The organism is Marinobacter salicampi, assembly GCF_011074795.1.
Classification (GTDB): domain Bacteria; phylum Pseudomonadota; class Gammaproteobacteria; order Pseudomonadales; family Oleiphilaceae; genus Marinobacter; species Marinobacter salicampi.
In genome coordinates, this window is the sequence record NZ_JAAMPF010000018.1 from 596,339 (window position 1) to 616,749 (window position 20,411).

The 20,411-nt window shown below is 57.0% G+C and carries 12 protein-coding genes and 1 pseudogene; 7 read left to right on the top strand and 6 right to left on the bottom strand.

The annotated features are described in order from the left end of the window. The first annotated feature begins 106 nt into the window (after nt 1-106). A complete protein-coding gene (locus G7W63_RS11730; RefSeq protein ID WP_166257810.1) occupies nt 107-607 on the top strand; it encodes a MarR family winged helix-turn-helix transcriptional regulator in 501 nt (166 codons plus the stop codon). A gap of 90 nt (nt 608-697) precedes the next feature. Here G7W63_RS11730 and lon read toward each other — a convergent pair whose 3' ends face one another. Continuing rightward, nucleotides 698-3,163, bottom strand: a complete 2,466-nt coding sequence (gene lon, locus G7W63_RS11735) for an endopeptidase La (RefSeq protein ID WP_166257813.1) — start codon at nt 3,161-3,163, stop codon at nt 698-700. Nucleotides 3,164-3,356: 193 nt separating this feature from the next. Here lon and trxA point away from each other — a divergent pair, with 193 nt between their 5' ends. Beyond that, nucleotides 3,357-4,220 carry a thioredoxin gene (trxA, locus tag G7W63_RS11740; protein ID WP_166257816.1) on the top strand — a complete coding sequence of 288 codons (864 nt, stop codon included), beginning with the start codon at nt 3,357-3,359 and terminating at the stop codon, nt 4,218-4,220. Nucleotides 4,221-4,290: 70 nt separating this feature from the next. Beyond that, a pseudogene (locus tag G7W63_RS19995) lies at nt 4,291-4,572 on the top strand (hypothetical protein). A 244-nt stretch (nt 4,573-4,816) separates the two neighbouring features. Here G7W63_RS19995 and G7W63_RS11750 read toward each other — a convergent pair. Together G7W63_RS11750 and G7W63_RS11755 are read right to left on the bottom strand one after the other, a co-directional pair. Further along, nucleotides 4,817-6,169 carry a hypothetical protein gene (locus tag G7W63_RS11750; protein ID WP_166257819.1) on the bottom strand — a complete coding sequence of 451 codons (1,353 nt, stop codon included), beginning with the start codon at nt 6,167-6,169 and terminating at the stop codon, nt 4,817-4,819. 299 nt (nt 6,170-6,468) lie between these two features. Beyond that, the gene (locus G7W63_RS11755; protein WP_166257822.1) at nt 6,469-7,833 is read right to left on the bottom strand and encodes a KamA family radical SAM protein; all 1,365 of its coding nucleotides are present in this window, start codon (nt 7,831-7,833) and stop codon (nt 6,469-6,471) included. A 775-nt stretch (nt 7,834-8,608) separates the two neighbouring features. Between G7W63_RS11755 and aceE the strand changes: the two genes are divergently transcribed. Together aceE and aceF are read left to right on the top strand one after the other, a co-directional pair. Continuing rightward, entirely contained in the window at nt 8,609-11,272 is a 2,664-nt protein-coding gene (gene aceE / locus G7W63_RS11760) for a pyruvate dehydrogenase (acetyl-transferring), homodimeric type (protein ID WP_166257825.1), read from the top strand. 10 nt (nt 11,273-11,282) lie between these two features. Next, nucleotides 11,283-12,977 (top strand): dihydrolipoyllysine-residue acetyltransferase, encoded by a 1,695-nt coding sequence (gene aceF, locus G7W63_RS11765; protein ID WP_166257828.1) that lies wholly within the window; start codon nt 11,283-11,285, stop codon nt 12,975-12,977. Nucleotides 12,978-13,114: 137 nt separating this feature from the next. On the opposite strand, the gene egtD is transcribed toward aceF, so the two are convergent. From egtD to G7W63_RS11780, 3 genes are all read right to left on the bottom strand, one after another. Then, on the bottom strand, nt 13,115-14,113 hold the full coding sequence (gene egtD, locus G7W63_RS11770) for an L-histidine N(alpha)-methyltransferase (protein WP_166257831.1): 999 nt from the start codon (nt 14,111-14,113) through the stop codon (nt 13,115-13,117). Nucleotides 14,114-14,147: 34 nt separating this feature from the next. Beyond that, complete coding sequence (gene egtB / locus G7W63_RS11775) at nt 14,148-15,425, bottom strand: ergothioneine biosynthesis protein EgtB (protein WP_166257834.1); 1,278 nt, start codon at nt 15,423-15,425, stop codon at nt 14,148-14,150. A gap of 657 nt (nt 15,426-16,082) precedes the next feature. After that, complete coding sequence (locus tag G7W63_RS11780) at nt 16,083-17,246, bottom strand: DcaP family trimeric outer membrane transporter (protein WP_166257837.1); 1,164 nt, start codon at nt 17,244-17,246, stop codon at nt 16,083-16,085. Between the two features lie 218 nt (nt 17,247-17,464). Between G7W63_RS11780 and G7W63_RS11785 the strand changes: the two genes are divergently transcribed. Together G7W63_RS11785 and G7W63_RS11790 are read left to right on the top strand one after the other, a co-directional pair. After that, a complete protein-coding gene (locus G7W63_RS11785; RefSeq protein WP_166257840.1) occupies nt 17,465-18,916 on the top strand; it encodes an exonuclease domain-containing protein in 1,452 nt (483 codons plus the stop codon). A gap of 240 nt (nt 18,917-19,156) precedes the next feature. Continuing rightward, nucleotides 19,157-20,368, top strand: a complete 1,212-nt coding sequence (locus G7W63_RS11790) for an aspartate aminotransferase family protein (RefSeq protein ID WP_166257842.1) — start codon at nt 19,157-19,159, stop codon at nt 20,366-20,368. Nucleotides 20,369-20,411 lie beyond the last annotated feature (43 nt).

The window sequence follows — 20,411 nt, forward strand, 5'->3', positions numbered from 1 at the left end:
GTTAGAGCTATAAACAATTGCCCGCAGGGCCGTGAACGCCGACCCGGAGCAATGACCATGGTCGGGCAGTACAGATGCAGTGATAGCGCAGTGATGGAGTGATGATGTGAATAATTACGAGCAGGTTCTGGTAGCGCTCAGGCGAGTTATCCGGGCAACGGATTTGCATTCCAAGCGTTTGAGCAAGCATGCCGGGCTCACCGGTCCACAGCTGCTCATCATGCGCACTATAAGGGATCTGGGAGAGGTCACGATCGGTACCATTGCGGACAAGGTGAGCCTGAGCCAAGCCACGGTGACCACGATCCTGGACAGGCTTGAGCACCGGAACCTGGTCTACCGGGTGCGCAACACCCTGGATAAACGCAAAGTACATGCTCATCTTACCGATCAGGGCTCCGATATTCTCGGACGGGCACCCCAGCCTCTGCAGGAGGAGTTCATCCAGAAGTTCCAGAGTCTCCATGAGTGGGAGCAATCAATGATCATCGCTTCGCTGCAGCGGGTGGCCAGCATGATGGACGCAGACAGCATCGACGCGTCACCTGTGCTCGATGTGGGGCCGGTTCTGCGTGAGGACGGCTGGAAGGCCAGCCCGGGTAAATGATCCGGCAGGCCTTCGTCAGGTTTGTCAGCCAGCCGGCTCAACCCGGCCGAAGGCCCGCCGCGGTGCAACGAAGCTATAACCTGCCCCGGCTCAGTGCACGCTCTCCGGATTCCGGCTCTTGTCACTGAAGCATACCTGGAACACATCGGAATACTGACGGGCAAAGTGCACGGTCAGCCCTTCCTTGAGATAGTCCGGCAGCTCCTCATAGTCGCCGCGGTTGGCGTCCGGCAGGATCAGAGTACCGATCTTCTGGCGCCGCGCTGCAATGACTTTCTCCCGAATGCCACCCACAGGCAGAACCTGCCCGGTCAGGGTAAGCTCGCCGGTCATTGCCACCGACTGCTTCGGTGCTTCCTTGCGGGCGATCGACAGCAGTGCTGTGGCCATGGTCACACCGGCACTGGGGCCGTCCTTTGGCGTCGCACCTTCGGGCACGTGCAGGTGAACGAACGATTTGTCGAAGAAAGTGGTATCGCCCTTGAAGCGCTTCAGGTTGGACGAAATATAACTGTAGGCAATTTCCGCCGACTCCTTCATCACGTCCCCTAGCTGACCGGTCAGCTTGAAACCCCGCTGGGTGCTATGTATCCGTGACGCCTCGATACTCAGGGTTGCGCCGCCCATGGCGGTCCAGGCGAGCCCCGTAACAACGCCGACGCCCTTCATGGACTTTTCCCTGCGGAATGGGGGTTGTCCTAGATACCCGGCGAGGTCGCCCACGTTGACCCGAACCTGGGACTCCGGTGTTTCCAGCAGTTTGACGATGCCCTTGCGGATGATCTTGTGGAGCTGTTTCTCCAGATTACGGACCCCCGCTTCCCGGGCGTAGCCCTCGATAACCTGCTTGACTGCTGGGTCGGTAATGTTGAGCTGCTTTTTCTTCAAGCCGGCCCGGCTGAGTAGCCTGGGTAGCAGGTGGTGTTTGGCAATCTGTACTTTTTCTTCGGTGATGTAACCTGACAGCCGGATGGTGTCCATGCGGTCCAGCAGTGGCCTCGGAATGGTGTCCAGCTGATTGGCGGTACAGATAAACAGAACCTTTGACAGGTCCAGGCGCACATCCAGGTAGTGGTCCAGGAATTCCCGGTTCTGTTCGGGGTCCAGGGTTTCCAGCAGGGCAGAAGCCGGGTCACCCTGGTAGGAAGCACCAAGCTTGTCGATTTCGTCCAGCATGATGACCGGGTTGGCCACCTGGGAGTCTTTCAGAGCCTGGACAAACTTGCCGGGCATGGCACCTATGTAGGTGCGACGGTGGCCCTTGATCTCGGCCTCGTCCCGCATGCCGCCGACACTGAAGCGATAGAACTCCCGCCCCAGGGCATCCGCCACTGAACGGCCGATGGAGGTCTTGCCGACGCCGGGAGGGCCCACCAGCAGCAGAATGGAGCCGGAAACCTCGCCCTTGAACGAGCCCTCCGCCAAAAACTCCACAATGCGGTCCTTGACGTCTTCCAGACCGTCGTGGTCCCGGTCCAGAATGCGCCTTGCCTCGATCAGATCAAAATGATCCTCTGAGGTGATGCCCCAGGGTATCTGGGTGAGCCAGTCCAGGTAATTACGGGTGACCCCGTACTCCGGCGAGCCCTGCTCAAGCACCTGCAGCTTCTGGAGCTCATCCTTGAAGCGTATCTGTACGTGTTCCGGTGGCTCAAGAATATCCATGCGTTGCTGAAAGCGCTCGGCATCGGCGGTCTTGTCGTCTTTTGCCATGCCCAGCTCGCGCTGAATGACCTTCAGTTGTTCACGCAGGAAGAACTCCCGCTGGTGCTTCTGCACCTTGTCGTTCACTTCCTCGTTGATCTCTGCCTGCAGGCGCGCCACTTCCTGTTCTTTGCGCATCAGCAGGAGCACGCGTTCCATGCGCCGGAGTAAGGGCACGGTATTCAGTACCTCCTGCAATTCGCGGCCCTTGGCACTGGTCATGGAGGCGCCGAAATCCGCCAGCGGCGAGCTATCCTCAGGCCCGAAGCGGGACAGGTACTGTTTCACTTCCTCACCGTACAACGGGTTGGTCCGGAGCAGGTCCTTGATGGCGCTGATGATAGCCAGGGTGTAGGCCTTCAGTTCTTCCCGCTGCTCGTCGGGCTCTTCGGGATATTCCACCTCCACCAGGAAAGGAGGCTTGCGGCGCAGCCACTGGACGATACGGAAGCGGCGGATGCCCTGGGCAATAAATTGGACCTTGCCATCACTGTTTTGGGCGTGATGGACCCGGGCAGCGCATCCCATGACTTCTAGGTCGCCGCTTTCCGGCACCGGATCTTCCTTCTCAGGGTTATCCACGAAACAGAGCCCCAGAATGTGGTGATCCGTTTCGCTGACCCGCTTGAGGGTGTCATGCCATGGTTTCTGATTGACCACGACGGGCTGGACCTGGGCCGGGAAAAAGGGCCGGTTGGACACAGGCAGAATGTACATTCGTCGGGGTAGCGACTGTTTCGACAGAGCCAGGCTGTGGCTGTTGTCTTCCTTACCGATATACTCAGTCACGTCATCGAGCTGCTCGTTTTCGACAATGTTGTCGTCGGCGTCATTACGGCTTTCGTCGTTCATACCGTTTTTGCTTCCCGTGTGGTTTTCGATAGGGCGATGCTTGTGTATGTGACGGCGCCGGCTGTCATTTCAAGTCGCAGGCCTCTAATCATTCCAAAGGCATGGCGGCATTGCGTCGGAGACCTTGAAATTGCCGCGTCTGCCTCTACCTAGATGGTACGATTCACATTCAAGATCTGTCGGGTAACCCAATATGAGCAGTTCACCTTTTATCTTTGATGCCACCATGGAGAACTTTCAGGACAAGGTCATGCAGGCGTCCATGCAGACCCCGGTCCTGGTGGACGTGTGGGCTGACTGGTGCGCACCCTGCAAACAGTTGTTGCCAGTGCTGGAAAAACTGTCCAACGAGTATCAGGGTCGCTTCCTGATCGCCAAGGTCAATGCAGACCAGCAGCAGGAGCTGGTGGCCAGCCTCGGAGTGAAGAGTCTGCCTACCCTTATTCTGGTAAAGAATGGCCAGGCGGTTGATGGTTTTAACGGCGCCTTGCCCGAGGGTGAAATACGGGCAGTGCTGGACAAGCATGTGGAGCCGCCTCAGGAAGACCCCTATGAAACGGCCCACCAGTTATGGGAAGAGGGCGATGTGGAAGGCGCCCTTGGCATCCTGACGGAAATGAACCAGAAGGACCCGGAAAACCTGAAAGTGCTTATTGATCTGGCGCAACTGAAAGCAGAAGCCGGGGATATGGAAACCGCAGAGAGTATTCTGGAAAGCCTGCCTCCTGAAGAAAAGCTCCAGCCCCAGGCCAGGCAGCTTGCGGCAAGGCTTAAGTTCATGAAGCAGGCCGGGGAGCTGCCACCGGTGGCGGAGCTGGAAAAAACCCTGGAGGGCAACCCGAAGGACCCGGCGGCTCTGCATCAGTTGGCGCTGCACCATGTCATCCGGGAAAATAACGCTGAAGCCATGGATCTGCTGATCAGGCTCATTCAGGCTGAACCCGATTACAAGGATGGTATTGCCAAAATTACGCTGGTCGAGCTGTTCGATAAGCTGGGCAATACCAATCCGGACGTGCGCAGCTATCGGCGGAAATTGTATACCCTCATGCACTGATTGACCCGGAAGCGTATTCGTTACCGTAGGTCGGGTCGAGCCAATGGCGAAACCCGACTGGTAAACCCCGATGTTGAAACTTCCTCCTCAACCTCCATGCTGAGAGCTATGCCAGCGCCCGGTTGCCCGGCTCACCCGCCATCATCTCATCCCCAAACATCTGCAACGCTAGAAACGCTTTCAGAAGCTGTTTACCAAGGAAGATTCGATTACCCGCACGCTGTGGGTATGCCGGCCCTGTCTTAACGCGATTCACAAGGCACGCTCCGAATACGAGCTGGGGCTGTACTTCAATACCAGGGAGAAGCTGCTTGAGTTGGAGGAACTACAGACATTTGTCGAGTGGCTGTAGGATAAGCTGGAGGGGTTTGTGCCGAAGTTACGACGACGCTAAGTAACCGGGTTACAGTCGCAGGGGATAAAGGTTAAGGACTTGCCGGCCAAAGCACCGGCAAGCTCTTAATTAATTAAACTGCGCAGTCTACAAAGTGGCCGGTCTCGGCCGATCCTGTTTTCAGCTGCGCATCAACGTACTATCAAACTGGGTTGATTTGTCATTAGAAGGGGTAAAGTGCTGCCCCTTCTTGTTTTAAAGCTTAGTCTTCTACGGTTGCCTTAGTGACTTTGGCATTAGTAATGTCAAAAGTCGTTCCGCCGCCAGGTCCGTTGGCCTGCAGTGCATGAGCTTCATAGCTGGCATAACCTTTTAACGGACCATAGTATTCCACTTCCATCGTTCCCCCTGATTCGGAGACGACATCGAGGAAATACACATCATAGGCTTTACTGGGGTCGAGTCTGGTGAGGAGCACCTCAAAATTCTGACTGGACACATCGCCGTCCGCCTTCATCCGGCCAGCCAGCAACTCCACGCCTTCCTCCATAACGAAGACCATGTCAACGTTCTGGGCGTTGGTGCCGGTTACATTGCCATCTGCCCAGGCATCGGTGCGGAATTCCGTCATCCAGCTTACGAAATTGGTGCTGTATTGTTGCTGCGTCAGCGGAGTAAGCTTTTGACGGTCATTCACGAAGACTTTAGAGAACGCACTTGCAAACGGATCGGTAGCACCAAAGTCAATCTCTTCGCCCAATTTCCGCCACAACTCAGCTCCATCAGAGAGCGGGTTGTTGGCGCCGTACTTGCTGGGCGTGAACAAATAGTGTACCGCGAGCGCATAGTCCCTGTAGCGTCCATTGCTATCTACGTGATCCTGGTGGGTACGGATAGCTGGCGCAGCCGTCTCAGTGCCGGCAGTTATAGCTGCAAGATATGCGTCGATCTCGGTAGCATTAGTGGATACCTCTTGCCCGGCAATGAGCTGAGCCAACCCTTCGCTATACCATTTATCCGTATCGAAACCACCATGGGTGCCAGCTTCGAGACCATAGACGATCCGAATTTGGATTACGTGCACGAGTTCGTGACGCAGTAATTGAGACGTGCTGTTCTCTAGATCTAAACTGAAATCACCGGCCCTGGGAGCGTTGATCACTAAGCCGTCTTTGAAGCCAGTGCCGCTGTGGCCAGTGAAGCTGTTATTTGGGTCCTCCGTCCTCAAACATACGCTGATAAGCTCTTTTCCTTGGGTGCCGACGATCTCATCATCATGAACTACCAGCATCTCCTGAATACTTTTAAGGCCAGCCTCCGCAACGGTAGCAGCCGCCTTTAGGTCCTCGTTTGTTGAGGCATCATCAATGCTAAAAACTTCGAAGTGCGTTGAACGAAAGCCAACGTTGGATGTATCTATACATTCGTCAACACGGGCGCGTAACGCCTCACTAGCCGTGATTAGCTGTCCATCCGTGTAACCAGTTGTGGTTGGTGTCTCATCTTCATATAAAGGGCCATCGCTTTTATCACTACTACTATCACTACCTCCACCACCGCAGGCAGCAAGGGCAACGGAACTGCAAAGCGCTAGCAAGACATTCTTTTTAAACATTTTTCGATTCCAGTTTTTTTGTGACGGATCCATCGGTACGTTCACAGGGTGGTGCTGACTGCAGTGTTTCGTCCCTGATCGCATGCCTGAGGTTAGATGGCGCTGACTTTTTGGTAACAAGTAGCTTGGAATCTATGTGAGGATGATTAGGGCTACAATGACAAGGACGTCAAGAATTGTAAAACAATGATATTTTTCAATTTATGTGTAGTTTGGTCTTGTTTCCCTGGCCGGGTTGAAGTCGAGATTCGGAGGAAGTGGCGACCCCAAGTAAGGGGTCGCTCGGGAAAGGGCGGCGTTTAGCCATTCCCCCGCTTCATCTCCTCGTACTCCTCCTCAAAGAAGAACTTCTCCTCCCCGAAAGCAGGCTCAAGCTCGTGCAGCCAGGTGGCCGTTTCGCTGAACCTGGCAAAGAAGGGACGCTGGACCCAGTCGGGGTTGCGGCCCTGAAGGAAGCGCAACACAAATACCTTCTCGCCTTTTATGTCGGCTATGCCCTGAATCTCCACCTTGCCCGGACCGGCACTCATTGACGGTCCGCGCGCCGTTCTCGCCAGGCCTGAAACCTGTTTCACGGCTTCCCGATAGATGTCGTAGGCCTGGGCAAGGGGTACTTCGAAGTAGTTTTTGGCCCCAGTGTCCCGTTCCACAAACATGTAGTAGGGGATGATGCCGAGCTGGACTTCTTTCTTCCATAGCCGGGCCCAGTCATCGGCATTGTCGTTGACGTGTTTGATCAGCGGCCCCTGGGCCCGAATTTCGGCACCGGTGGCGCGGATGCGACGGATGGCCTCCTCGGCAATCTCGGTGGTGATCTCCTGCCAGTGGTTGTAGTGGGCCATGATGGCCACGTGTTTGCCGGCGTCCACCAGGCGGGCAAACAGGTCCATCAGCTCGTGGGCATCCTTGTCGGTGACGAAACGGTAGGGCCAGAAGGTCAGCGCCTTGGTGCCGATGCGGATGGTCTGGATGTGGTCGAACTGCGGTTCCAGCAGCGGCTCCAGATACTGCACCAAGTGCTTTGTCTTCATGACCATGGGGTCGCCGCCGGTGACCAGCAGGTCGGAAACTTCCGGATGCTCCTTCAGGTAGCCGTGAAGCCGGTCCGCATCGGTGCTCGCCATCTTGAGGTCTTTGTCACCCACGAACTGGGCCCAGCGGAAACAAAACGTACAGTAGGAGTGACAGGTCTGGCCCTGGGAAGGGAAAAACAGCACGGTTTCCCGGTACTTGTGCTGCACGCCCTCGAGGACCTCGCCGTCCAGCATGGGCAGGTTCATCTCCATCTGGCCGGCCGGGTGGGGGTTGAGCTCGTCGCGGATCTCCTTGGCCACTTTCTGGATCAGCTTTTTGTCGGCGCCTTCCCGGTGGAGCCTGGCCATGCGTTCGAAGTGTTCCTCCTTCAGCATGGCCTTCTGGGGAAACACCAACTGGTAGATGGGGTCGTTAGGGACCTGGTCCCAGTTGATCAGCTCGTTGATCACGTATTCGTTGACCCGGAATGGCAGCACGCTGGCCACCACTTTCATTTCAAACAGAGTGTCCTCCGGGAGGCTCTGAATGACTTCGATCTTGTCGAACTGGCGGTCGGTATACACCTGGAAGCGCCGCTCTTCAAACTCCACTGCTGGAATCCGGTTCGGAAAGGTGACGATAGAGTTCATGGATCGACCTCTGGCAAATAAAGGACATCTGGCAGGTAGGAGGTCCCGGGCCCGCCGGCGAAAATCAGGGCGAAAACTATACAGATTTGTAAGAATATTTTCAGGTCTAATTAATGCAATTGTTCTGCATGGTGGTTACGGCAGGCGGGAGGCGCTAATTCTGTTGGGTCGGCGGTTACGTTGGACAGTGACTGGCCAGGATGGGAGTTTGGAAATTATTAGTGCAAGAAGCTGTTTTCTACCGCGTAGTAAATCTACGACATTGGTCGTAGGGCAGTTGAGTGTTACGGCCAATCGCGCCATTCTCAGAAGAGGCGATCTGAAGCGTCTTAGCGCAGTGAGCCGTTTTTCGTTTTAATCCGTAATCCTTTGGAAGCAGGGGCCATCCGTGCCGGCTCACGGGAGTGGCTGACCCTATGGCTGACCGATGTGAAAGCCTCCATTCCGGCTCTTTAGCACTTATTCAAGTTCAATCAAAGTCAGGCTGGAACAGAAGGCTAATTGAAATCCGCGATGCTTTTGTAGTAAAAATACTACTTAATTGTGGGGTCTGAGAAACCGGCTTGGGGAACGGCTACCAGAGTTGGTTGCCACATCCAGTAACGCACAGGCAGGGTCATGTGTTTCGGGGTGAGCAAGTTGCTCATCCTGTTCTATGCTGTATTGATACATTATCAGCACGGCCTGCACTTGCATTTTATCTGGTATCACACAGGGCCGGCCGGTTTTCCTATTCGGGCAGGCTATGGGCTATTAAGGCTTAGGGGAGGGTTTGATGTATCAAGATGAAGATCCCGTAGAAACCAGTGAATGGCTGGACGCACTTGAGTCATTGATTGAGCAGGAAGGTGTCGAGCGTGCAAAGTTCATTATGGAGCGCCTGTCAGAGCGGGCGAGCCGGGACGGCACGGAATTGCCTTACTCCATCACCACACCTTTCCGGAATACCATTCCCGTTACCAATGAATCACGGATGCCCGGTGACCTGTTCATGGAGCGGCGCATTCGCTCCCTCATACGCTGGAATGCCATGGCCATGGTGCTGCGGGCGAACCAGCGGCCGGGTGAGCTCGGTGGTCATATTTCGTCGTTTTCCTCCGCTGCGACCCTCTATGACGTGGGTTTCAACTATTTCTTCCATGGTGGCGACGAGAAGCGGGAAGCGGACCTGGTGTATTTCCAGGGTCACTCCTCTCCCGGCATTTATGCCCGTTCCTATCTGGAAGGTCGCCTGGAAGAGAAGCAGTTGGACAAGTACCGGGAAGAGGTGGACGGTGATGGCCTGTCTTCCTACCCGCACCCCTGGCTGATGCCTGAGTACTGGCAGTTCCCGACAGTATCCATGGGGCTTGGACCCATGCAGGCGATTTACCAGGCCCATGTGATGAAGTACCTGGACAGCCGGGAGCTGATCGATAAAGGCGAGCGCAAGGTGTGGTGCTTCGTGGGTGACGGTGAGTGTGACGAGCCCGAGACCCTGGGCTCCATTTCCATGGCCGGCCGGGAGAAGCTCGACAACCTGATTTTCGTGGTCAACTGCAATCTGCAACGTCTCGATGGCCCGGTCCGGGGTAACGGCAAGATCATCCAGGAGCTGGAAGGGATCTTCCGCGGCGCCGGCTGGAACGTGCTCAAGGTGGTATGGGGGCGCATGTGGGACCCGCTGTTCGAGAAGGACACCGACGGTCTGATGCAGAGGGTCATGGACGAAGCCTGTGACGGTGACCTGCAGAACTTCAAAAGCAACGGGCCGGTGTATACCCGCAAGAACTTCTTCGGCAAGTTTCCTGAACTGGCGAAAATGGTGGAGCATCTTTCGGACGACGACATCAAGAGCCTTAACCGTGGCGGCCACGACCCGTACAAGGTCTATGCGGCTTATCACCATGCCATACACAAGAACCAGGGCCGCCCCACGGTCATTCTCGCCCATACCATCAAGGGTTACGGTTTCGGCGAGGCCGGGGAGGCCCAGAATACCGCCCACTCCCTTAAGAAATTGGACCTGGATGCCCTGAAAAGCTTCCGCGACCGTTTTGCGGTGCCCCTGAAAGACGATGAACTGAAAGATGTACCTTACTATCGTCCGGCACCCGACAGCCCGGAAATGGTCTACATGAGAAAGCGCCGGCAGGACCTGGGTGGCTTTTATCCGAAGCGCCGCAAGGACAGCCAGCCGCTGCAGATTCCGGATCTGGACATCTTCAAGAACCTGCTGGAAGGCTCCGACGGCCGCGCCATTTCCACCACCATGGCCTTTGTGCGTTTGCTGACGGCCCTGACCAAGGATAAGCGTGTCGGCAAGCGGATAGTTCCCATCGTGCCAGACGAAGCCCGTACCTTTGGTATGGAAGGCATGTTCCGCCAGCTGGGTATCTACACGTCTGAAGGCCAGAAGTACGTGCCCCAGGACCGCAACCAGATCATGTACTACAAGGAAGACAAGAAGGGCCAGATTCTCGAAGAGGGGATTAACGAGCACGGCTCCATGGCTGCCTGGATGGCCGCGGCAACGTCATACAGCATCAACGATTTCCCATTGATTCCGTTCTACACCTTCTACTCCATGTTTGGCTTCCAGCGGGTCGGCGATCTTGCCTGGGCCTCAGGGGATATCCAGGCCCGGGGCTTCCTGGTGGGTGGCACGTCTGGACGGACCACGCTCAATGGTGAGGGCCTGCAGCATCAGGACGGGCACAGCCATGTGCTGGCCCAGACCATTCCCAACTGCATAGCCTATGATCCGGCTTACGCCTACGAGATCGCCGTGGTGGTCCATGAAGGCATGAAGCGCATGTATGAGCGCAACGAGAACGTCTTCTACTACGTCACCATCATGAACGAGAACTACGAACAGCCCGCCATGCCCAAGGGCGTCGAGGAAGGCATCATAAAGGGCATGTACAAGTTCGAGTCGGTGGAGGTGAAAGGCCGCAAGAAGTCCCCGAGGGTCCAGCTGCTCGGCTCCGGCGCCATTCTCAATGAGGTGCGGGCCGGCGCCCAGTTGCTGAAGGACGACTTCGGGGTGGCGAGTGATGTGTGGAGTGTCACCAGCTTCAATGAGCTGGCCCGAGACGGCCAGCATGTAGATCGCTGGAACCGCTTCCACCCGGACGACAAGCAGAAAACGGCTTACATCACCCAGTGCCTGGAAGGGCACCAGGGGCCGGTGGTGTCGTCGACGGACTACATCAAGCTGCACTCCGAGCAGGTTCGGGCCTACATTCCCGGCACCTTCGTCACCCTCGGCACGGACGGTTTCGGTCGTAGCGACACCCGCGAGAAACTTCGCAGCTTCTTCGAAGTCGACCGGTTCCATGTGGTGGTTGCGGCTCTGACAGCCCTGGCACGGGATGGTGATGTGAAGCAGGACCAGGTCCTCGAGGCAATGCGCAAGTACGGCATTGATCGCAACAAACCGAACCCGGTGCAGAGCTAAGGAGTCCGCCATGAGTGAACAGGAAATCAAGGTTCCCGATCTCGGCGGCGCGGATGAAGTCGAGATAATCGAGATCACCGTCAGCAAGGGAGATTCGGTTGAGGAAGAGGATCCGATCCTCACGGTTGAGTCCGACAAGGCGTCCGTTGAGTTGCCATCACCCGCCAGGGGCAAGATCACCAAGATCACTGTCAAGGTCGGTGACAAGGTCAGCGAAGGGGACGTGGTCGGCATGATCGACGTAGCCGAAGAAGGCGCGTCGGATTCGGAAGATCAGGCCGAACCGGAAGAAAAAGAGCAAGAGCAGGCGCCAGAAACCGACAAGGAGCCTGAAAAGGAAGCCGCCGGCAAGTCCAAGGATAGCCCGGCCCAGGAACAGCCGAAAAAAGCGGCTTCGGGCGGCGGGGGCCGCAAGGAGAAGGTCAAGGTGCCCGATCTCAGCGGCTCTGAAAACGTGCCGGTTATCGAGATCAACGTCAAAGAAGGGGATGAGGTTGCCGAGGACGATCCTTTGGTTACCGTGGAGTCGGATAAGGCCACCTTTGAGATACCGTCTCCATTTGCCGGCAAGATCGGCAAGATCCTGGTGAGCGATGGCGACAAGGTTTCAACCGGAGACGACCTGTTGGAAATGACGGTCTCCGGTGATTCAGAGGTGGAGGCTGAGGAAGCGGGGGAGGCCCCTGAGTCGCCAGTCGAAGACTCTGGGAAGAAAGAGCCCGCTGCCGCTGACAAAACCGAAAGCCCTGAGCGAAAACCGGAGCCCCGGTCAGAGCCGGATGTGCCCAGCCCGGGCACCAAGGTTCATGCGGGACCGGCGGTGCGTAAACTGGCCCGGGAGTTCGGTGCGGATCTTACCCAGATCAAAGGTTCAGGGCCGAAGACCCGGATTCTCAAGGAAGATGTCCAGGGTTATGTGAAGCAGCGCCTCAGCCAGGTCCAGGAAGGTGGCGGAGTCAGTGGTGGCACAGGAATCCCCGGTATCAAGCTGCCCGACTTCAGCAAGTTTGGTGACATTGAGCGTGAGACCATGTCTCGCATGCAGGTGGCAACGGCTAATAATATGGCCCGTAGCTGGCTGAACGTGCCCCATGTCACCCAGTTTGAAGATGCCGACATTACTGAAATGGAAGCCTTCCGCCAGAGCCAGAAAGCAGCGGGAGAGAAGCGAGGCGTGAAAATGACGCCCTTGCCCTTCCTGCTCAAGGCCTGTGCCCGCGCCCTGGCGGAGCTGCCGCAGTTCAACGTGGCGCTGGATATGGACAAGAAAGAGCTGATCCACAAGAAATACATTCACATCGGCATAGCTGTGGACACCCCGGGGGGACTGATGGTGCCCGTAATCCGGGACGTGGATCAGAAGGGCTTGTGGGAACTGGCCGAGGAAGCCCAGGAACTGGCGGGCAAAGCAAGGGACAAGAAGCTCAAGGCGTCGGAAATGCAGGGCGGCTGCTTTTCCATTACCAGTCTCGGCGGCATCGGCGGTACTGCTTTCACACCGATTGTGAATGCGCCGGAAGTGGCCATTCTGGGGGTCTCGAAAGCGGCGATGAAACCGGTCTGGGATGGTTCTGCGTTCCAGCCTCGACTGCTCCTGCCGCTGTCCCTGTCCTACGACCACCGTGCCGTCAACGGGGCCGATGCAGCGCGCTTCACGGCGTTGCTGGGCAGTCTGCTGGGGGATATCCGGCAGCTTCTGCTGTAGGGGGTCGCTGGCTCTGAGCGGGCCTTACGCTGTCCTGAAGCACAGGACGGCGTAAGGTTCACAAGGGCTCGGCTGCGTCCACCTCGCTCCTTCTAGTAACTACTAGTAGCTACTAGTAGCTACGCAATCCCGCCCATTCAGGCTGCTTTCAGCAGGTGCACGGCAAACCAGCTGTTGTCGTCCGTCCAGCAGTCTACCGGAGTAAAGCCGGCAGTTACCGCCAGTTCTCTGAATGCTTCCGGCCGGTACTTGTAGGAGTTTTCCGTGTGAATGCTCTGACCCGCTGACAGGCACGTGTATTCCTGGCCGATCCGCACCTGGGTGTCCTTTTGGCAGAGCAGGTGCATTTCTATGCGCCCTAGCGCGTCGTTATAAAAGGCCTTGTGCTGATAGTCTTCCGGCACGAATTCGCAATCAAGCCTGGTGTTCAGGTGATCGAGAATGTTCCGGTTGAATCTCGCGGTAAACCCCTGGCTGTCGTTGTAGGCCGCCTCCAGTATCTTCCGGCCCTTGGGAAGGTCGGTTCCGATCAGCAGGTAGCCACCGGATGTGCCTGCCAGGCTGTGGAAATTTTCCAGCAACGAGCGGGCGTGTTCAGGATCGAAGTTACCAATGGTCGACCCCGGAAAGAAAATCAGCCGACCCTCTTCGGGGACGGTGTCCGGCAACACGTTGCACCGTACAAAATCTCCGCAGATAGCATCAACCGCAAGGTCTGGCCGGTGCCGGGCGAGTTTCACGCAGCAGTCAACCAGGTACTCGCGGGAGATCTCGATGGGGGCGTAGTGGGTCAGCCTGTGGTCCTGCAGCAGAGTCAGGGCTTTCTCACAGCTGCCACTGCCGGGCTCGACCAACACTTTCCGCGACTCCGCCCGGGCGAGCATGTCGTCCACGTGACGGGTAAAGATGGCCGCCTCGGTACGGGTCGGGTAGTACTCGGGAGTTTCGGTTATGGCATCAAACAGGGCTGAGCCACGGGCATCATAGAAAAACTTGGGGTGCAGCCAGGGCTGACTGGCGAAGATACCGCTGCGCACCAGCGTCAGATCATCGTCAATGGCATCGTGCAGGTGGTGAACACGCAGGTTCGCAGGGGTTTCCAATTGCCTCGGGCGTTGCTGAGTAAGACCTTCCATGGTGTTGCCTCTTGGTTTGTTTTTCGTCTTGTGGTTACGGCATGGCATCTCTGGCCAGGCGAAGACCGGTGAACTGCCAGCGATCCGGTGGGTAGAAGAAATTCCGGTAGCTCGGCCTGCTGTGTCCGGTGGGGGTTGCGCAGGAGCTGCCCCGCAGCACGAATTGACTACACATGAACTTGCCGTTGTATTCGCCGATCGCGCCTGGCGCTACACGGTAACCCGGGTAGCCCTGGTAGGCGGAGGAGGTCCATTGCCAGACCTGCCCGAACATGTTTTTCAGGCCCTGGGTGGGCTCCCGTTCGGTGCTGGCGCCGGTCGGGTGCAGGGGTTGAGTGGCAGTGGCCCGGCCCTGGTTTCGTTCGCTCTGCGAACAGGCATGCTCCCATTCGGTCTCCGTGGGCAAACGCGCGCCCGACCAGCGGGCAAAGGCGTCGGCCTCAAAATAGCTGAGATGACATACCGGATCTTCATTCTGGAGAGGCTGGTCGCCATGAAGGGTAAAAGTCCGGGGCTGATCGCCGTCAAGGCGCCAGTATAAAGGGTGAGTCCAGCCTTCCTGCTGTACCTGGGCCCAGCCATCGGAAAGCCAGAATTCGGGACGCTGGTAGCCGCCATCGTCAATAAATTCCCGGAACTCCCCATTAGTGACCAGGTTGCGGCTGAGGGCATAGGGTTCCAGCCATGCTTTATGGCGAGGGCGTTCATTGTCGAAACCGAAGCCTTCGTTAACCCCCTGGCCTATCTCCACCAGGCCACCTTTGTAGAATTCGAATCCCCCTTTGCCGGGGCGGGGCTCAGGTAGGGCGCCTTCCCTGTAAGCGGGTGCCAGGGGGTTGCAGCTGAAGTTGTATTTCAGGTCGGTGAGCATCAACTCCTGATGCTGCTGCTCGTGATTCAGCCCAAGCTCAAGGCGGGTAAGTATCTCCGGCTGTTTGAGGGCTGCAGGTTGCTCAAGAAGCGAAATCATGGCCCTGTCCACTGCCTGGCGGTAATCGAGCACTTCATCAAGGCTGGGGCGGGACAGGAGATGACGTTGGGGCCTGGGATGCTGCTGGCCGATGCCGTTGTAATAGGAGTTGAACAGCACCTCAAAGCTTTTGCTATACCCCCGGTAGTCGGGATTGAAGGGCTTGAGGATGAACGTTTCATAAAACCAAGTGGTATGGGCCAGGTGCCATTTGAGCGGGCTTGTCTCGGCAACGGCCTGCAGGTTGCAGTCTTCAGCGCTGAGGTGGGCGCAGAGTTGCTGGGAGTGTTCCCTTGTCTTGCGGAACCTGAAGCTGTTGTCCAGCGATGCCTGATCCAACATGTTAATGGTCTCCTTTCCCTTGGCGCATCCTTGTCCCGCACATGGTTCAGAGCGTGTGCGCGCGCCAGCTATTGGTCTGGGTGGTGAAGACCTGTCAGGGCCAACAGAATGGGCTCTGACGACTGCGTCATACTGACCTATACCGAAACACATCCATGGATTTTTTGCAATTTCAAAGGACTGTTCCGGGCACTAAATCGGACCTGAACCCCGGCAGGCTCCATTGCTTAGGTGGATCAATGGCCATCATCTATGACTGGAGCCCGCCGGAATCTGTTGAAGGAAAACGGGTGAAAGCTTGAGGTCAGTTGGCGAAGTACATGGTGGCAAAGTACTGCTGCAGGTCGTTCATCACTTTAAGTTCCCGGTCGTCGGTCAGTTCAAACAGGATATCGGAATTCTGTGCTTTCTTCATAATGTCACCTCTTCGCGGTCACTCAGGAAATGATACTGCTGTCTGAATGTCTGCACGGGTTGTGCCAGAAGATTTAAGCTCTTTTGTATCAAAGATGTAGGTCGGCTTCAAAGTAAAGGCGGGAAGAGGCATCCGTAGTACCCGAGGGGTCGACGCACACTAAATGGTCAGCAGGCCCGTGCTGTGACCCAAAAAAAACCCCGGCAATGCCGGGGTTTTTCATTCAGCTACTTCTAGAGGACTTAGAAGTTGTACTGGGCTGCGAACATGATGCGGCTGCCATCGCCGTCGTCGCCACCAACGTTTTCACGCTCAATGTACTGGTATTCAACGCCCATCATGGTGTTGGCTACCGGTGTCCACTGGTAGTTGGCCATGATTGCCTGGTTGGTTTCGCTTTGGCCAGCAACTGCGGCTGCGCCCAGGTCATCTTCAGCGTCATCCCAGTCAACGGTTACGACACCGTAGCCGATATTGACACTGGTGCCCCCGCCGAGATTGACGCCCATGCCGACCGTACCGCCGTAACCGGAGACAGTTTCAATGTCGCCATTAGCATCAACGTACGCGCTGTCGGCACCGAAGTTTTCACCGGAACGATACAGATAGCTGTTGGCGCCGTCTGAGTAGTTCAGTGTGCCCTGAATGGTAATCATGTCGCTAAGTGCGACTCTCGCGGATACAAAGGTGGCGAAACCGAGTGAGCTATCGTCATTGGTGCCGTCATCATAGCCTACCTGGTGCGCCAGCACCGCCGCCGAGTAGGACAACCCGCCGGACTTGTCTTCAAGCCGGGCTGTAAAGGCTGGCAGACTGTCTTTGCCGGCCACGGTTCCCAAAACGGTGCTGTCGTCTTGATCAACTCCGACAATCCCTGAATTAGGGTCTTCGAGTGAAAACGATAGAGGTCCGGCGGTATAGCGAGCCTGGGGCGCGCGGCTTTGCAGACCGGCGTTGCCTGGCAGGGAGTCGAAGTCCAGGGTTGAGGTATTGCCAACGAAGCTGGTGTAGTTAGACCAGGTCTGGCCCATCAGAACGTTTTTGTACGAGCCGTATGCATGGCGCAAGCGAAGAGTGCCACCGCCGCCACCGCGGAAATCGCCCTCGATGTTAACTTTGACGCCTTCCGGAGTCATGGTTGTGAGACCGATCCGGCTCTGGAACGCATCGGCGCCAAAGTGACCGTCGGAACCTGAGTCAGTTGCGAGGCTACCGTAAGAAGCGGAACGAGTGCTCAACGCATTGTTGTTGTCAATGTCATAGCTGGCGTTCAGACGCCCATAGCCATAAAGATTCATTTCATACTCACCAGCACTGAACTCAACAGCGCTAGCTTGTGCGGCTACACCGAGAATCAGCGCGGAGGTGGTTGCCCGAATTGCCACTCTAAGCTTGTTGCTTTGCATCTTTTTTGTCTCCACAAACATTATTGTTTTGTTGGGTCCACTTCAAACTAGTTACAAATCTGTGACTGCGCAAACTTTTTTGTTGAATAATTAGACGAATGTCTAACCACTCTGAAAAGGCCGCGATTCATGCCATTACGCCACTTTGTTCATTTAAAGCATCATTCCTTCACTTTTGTTAGCATCTGATGCCGAAACTGGGCCGTATAATGGGCCTGATGAGCATCAGACACGATCTTCTTGAAACCACCACCTTCGCTTTTCTAGACCTGGAGACCACCGGTGGCAGCGCCGAGCGGGACAGGATCACCGAGATTGGCATCCGGTTCTGGCGTAATGGCCAGCAATTGGGCGAGTGGCAGCAACTGCTGGATCCGCAGATGCGGATTTCGCCGTTTATCCAGAACCTCACCGGCATAACCAACGAGATGGTCGCCGGCAAGCCTGTCTTTGCCGAGGTTGCCGATGAGCTTCGGGAAAAGCTGGCTGACGTGGTGTTTGTGGCCCATAACGCCCGGTTTGACTATGGGTTTATAAAATCGGAGTACCGGCGCCTCGGACAGCCGTTCGCGGCGCCGGTACTGTGTACGGTGAAACTGTCCCGGCACCTTTACCCCGAATTCAAACGGCACAATATGGATGCCCTGATCGACCGCCATGGTCTTGCCCAGGTACAGCGTCACCGGGCCATGGGGGATGTGGCGGCCATGGCCGAGTTTTTCCTTCATGCTCTGGCCGACAAAGGCCAGGACCGATTCTGTACAGCGCTCGGGGAACTGCTCAAGCGACCCAGCGTGCCCTCTCACCTGCCGGCTGACGTGCTGAATGACCTGCCGCGGTCCCCGGGTGTCTATTGCTTCTACGGTGAAAACGACGTCCTGCTTTACGTGGGCAAGAGTACTAATATCCAGCAACGGGTGGCCTCCCACTTCTCCGGCGATCACAACAGCAGCCGGGGCATCCGGATGTCGGAGAGCATGAGGCGGGTGGAGTGGACGGAAACCGCAGGCGAACTGGGCGCCCTGTTACTGGAACTGAAGCAGATCAAGGCCCTGAAGCCCCTGTTCAACCGGCGCTCGCGCGCTGCCAAAACGCTGGTAAGCATTGAGCTGGTGGCAAACGATGACGACTATCTGAGAGCTCAGCTGGTGCGGGCCATTGAGCCCCACCGGCTGGGGGACTATTTTGGGCTGTTTCGCAGCATTAGGGATGCCGAGAATGCCTTGATGGGCATTGCCCAGAAGAACGAGCTCTGTAACCAGTTACTGGGGCTGGAGCCTGCCCACGGCGGCGCCTGCTTCCAACGTGGCCTGGGCCGATGCAAGGGTGCCTGCGTGGGGGATGAGGACGTGGTTCGCTACAACCTCCGGGCCCAGATCGGCTTTCATGGACTGCGTCTGCAGACCTGGCCCTGGCGCGGGCCGGTGGGGGTGGTGGAGCGTGACCCGGTCACCGGCAGGACCGACATTCTAGTGATCTACAACTGGATGCACATCACCACGGTCTCCGATGAGGCGCAGCTACAGGATCTCGCCCTGGGAGGGCTGCAGGTCACCTTTGATTTTGACTCCTACCGGCTGGTGGTCAAGACTTTGCTGGGGCGGGACAAGCGCGGCCCCGAGATCGTGGAATTACCTGCGCTTCAAGAGCCAGAAGTCCTGATGCCCTGATGCCCGGGAGCGTGGCGGAACCTCTGCCGCCTGGTCTTTCCCCTATCGTCCAGCAAGCCGGCCTTTTCATGTCAGGTTTAAGGCCGGTCAGTATATTCCCCATACCCAATTGGTCCCACGACGGCTAGACTGGCCAGAGCTATTTCCTTATTTTTACAGGTGTATGGTCCGGAAATGCCGGGCCGCCTGGCGCCGGCTCGATACAGGGCACGGCACCTGAAACCATCAAGAGAGAAACCAATGAACAGAGAACCCGTCAGCCGTTCACTTTTCGATGATGTCATGGTGCCCAATTATGCACCGGGCAAGATTATTCCCGTGCGTGGCGAAGGTTCCCGAATCTGGGACCAGGACGGGCGGGAATACGTGGACCTGGCTGGCGGTATCGCAGTGACAGCCCTTGGCCATGCCCACCCGGGGCTGGTAGGCGCCCTGGTGGACCAGGCCGGCAAGCTCTGGCATCTGTCCAACGTCATGACCAACGAGCCCGCCCTGAAACTGGCCAAGACCTTGTGTGACCTGACCTTCGCCGAGCGGGTCTTTTTCGCCAACTCCGGTGGTGAGGCCAATGAGGCTGCATTCAAGCTGGCGCGTCGTTACGCCTGGGAACACTTTGGGCCGGAAAAGAATGAGATCATCTCGTTCCGCAACAGTTTTCACGGCCGTACCCTGTTTACTGTCAGTGTAGGTGGCCAGCCCAAGTACCTGGAAGGCTTCGAACCGGCTCCCGGCGGCATCCACCACGCCGACTTCAATGACCTGGCCTCAGTGGAGGCGCTTATCTCGGACAAGACCTGCGCCATTGTGGTCGAACCGATTCAGGGCGAAGGTGGCATCATGCCTGCGACCCAGGAGTTCCTCCAGGGTCTGCGGGACCTGTGCGACAAACACAATGCCCTGCTGGTCTTTGACGAGGTCCAGTGCGGGGTAGGCCGGACCGGGCACCTTTACGCCTACGAAATGTACGGTATTACCCCCGACATTCTCTCCACGGCCAAATCCCTGGGCGGTGGTTTCCCCATTGGCGCCATGCTGACCACGGCGAAAATAGCCGCGAGTCTGGCCGTAGGCACGCACGGCAGTACCTATGGCGGTAATCCCCTGGCCTGTGCGGTTGCCCAGAAGGTGATTGATACGGTAAGCCAGCCCGACATCCTGAAAGGTATCCGCGGGCGTTCCGACCGGCTTCGGGCAGGTATGAACGACATTGGCCAGCGTTACGGCGTCTTCAGTGAAGTTCGTGGCGAAGGCCTGCTGCTCGGCGGCGTGCTGACGGAAGCCTGGCAGGGCAAGGCCAGGGAGTTCCTCAACGCCGCTCTGGAGGAGGGTGTCATGGTGCTGATGGCCGGCCCCAACGTGATTCGTCTGGCGCCTTCGCTGATCATCCCCGAGTCCGACATTGACGAGGCCCTGACCCGGTTTGAGAGGGCTGTGAAAAAGCTGTGTAGCTAGACTTTCAACCTGTGCCCTCGCGCGGTCGTCACTGCCGGGGCCC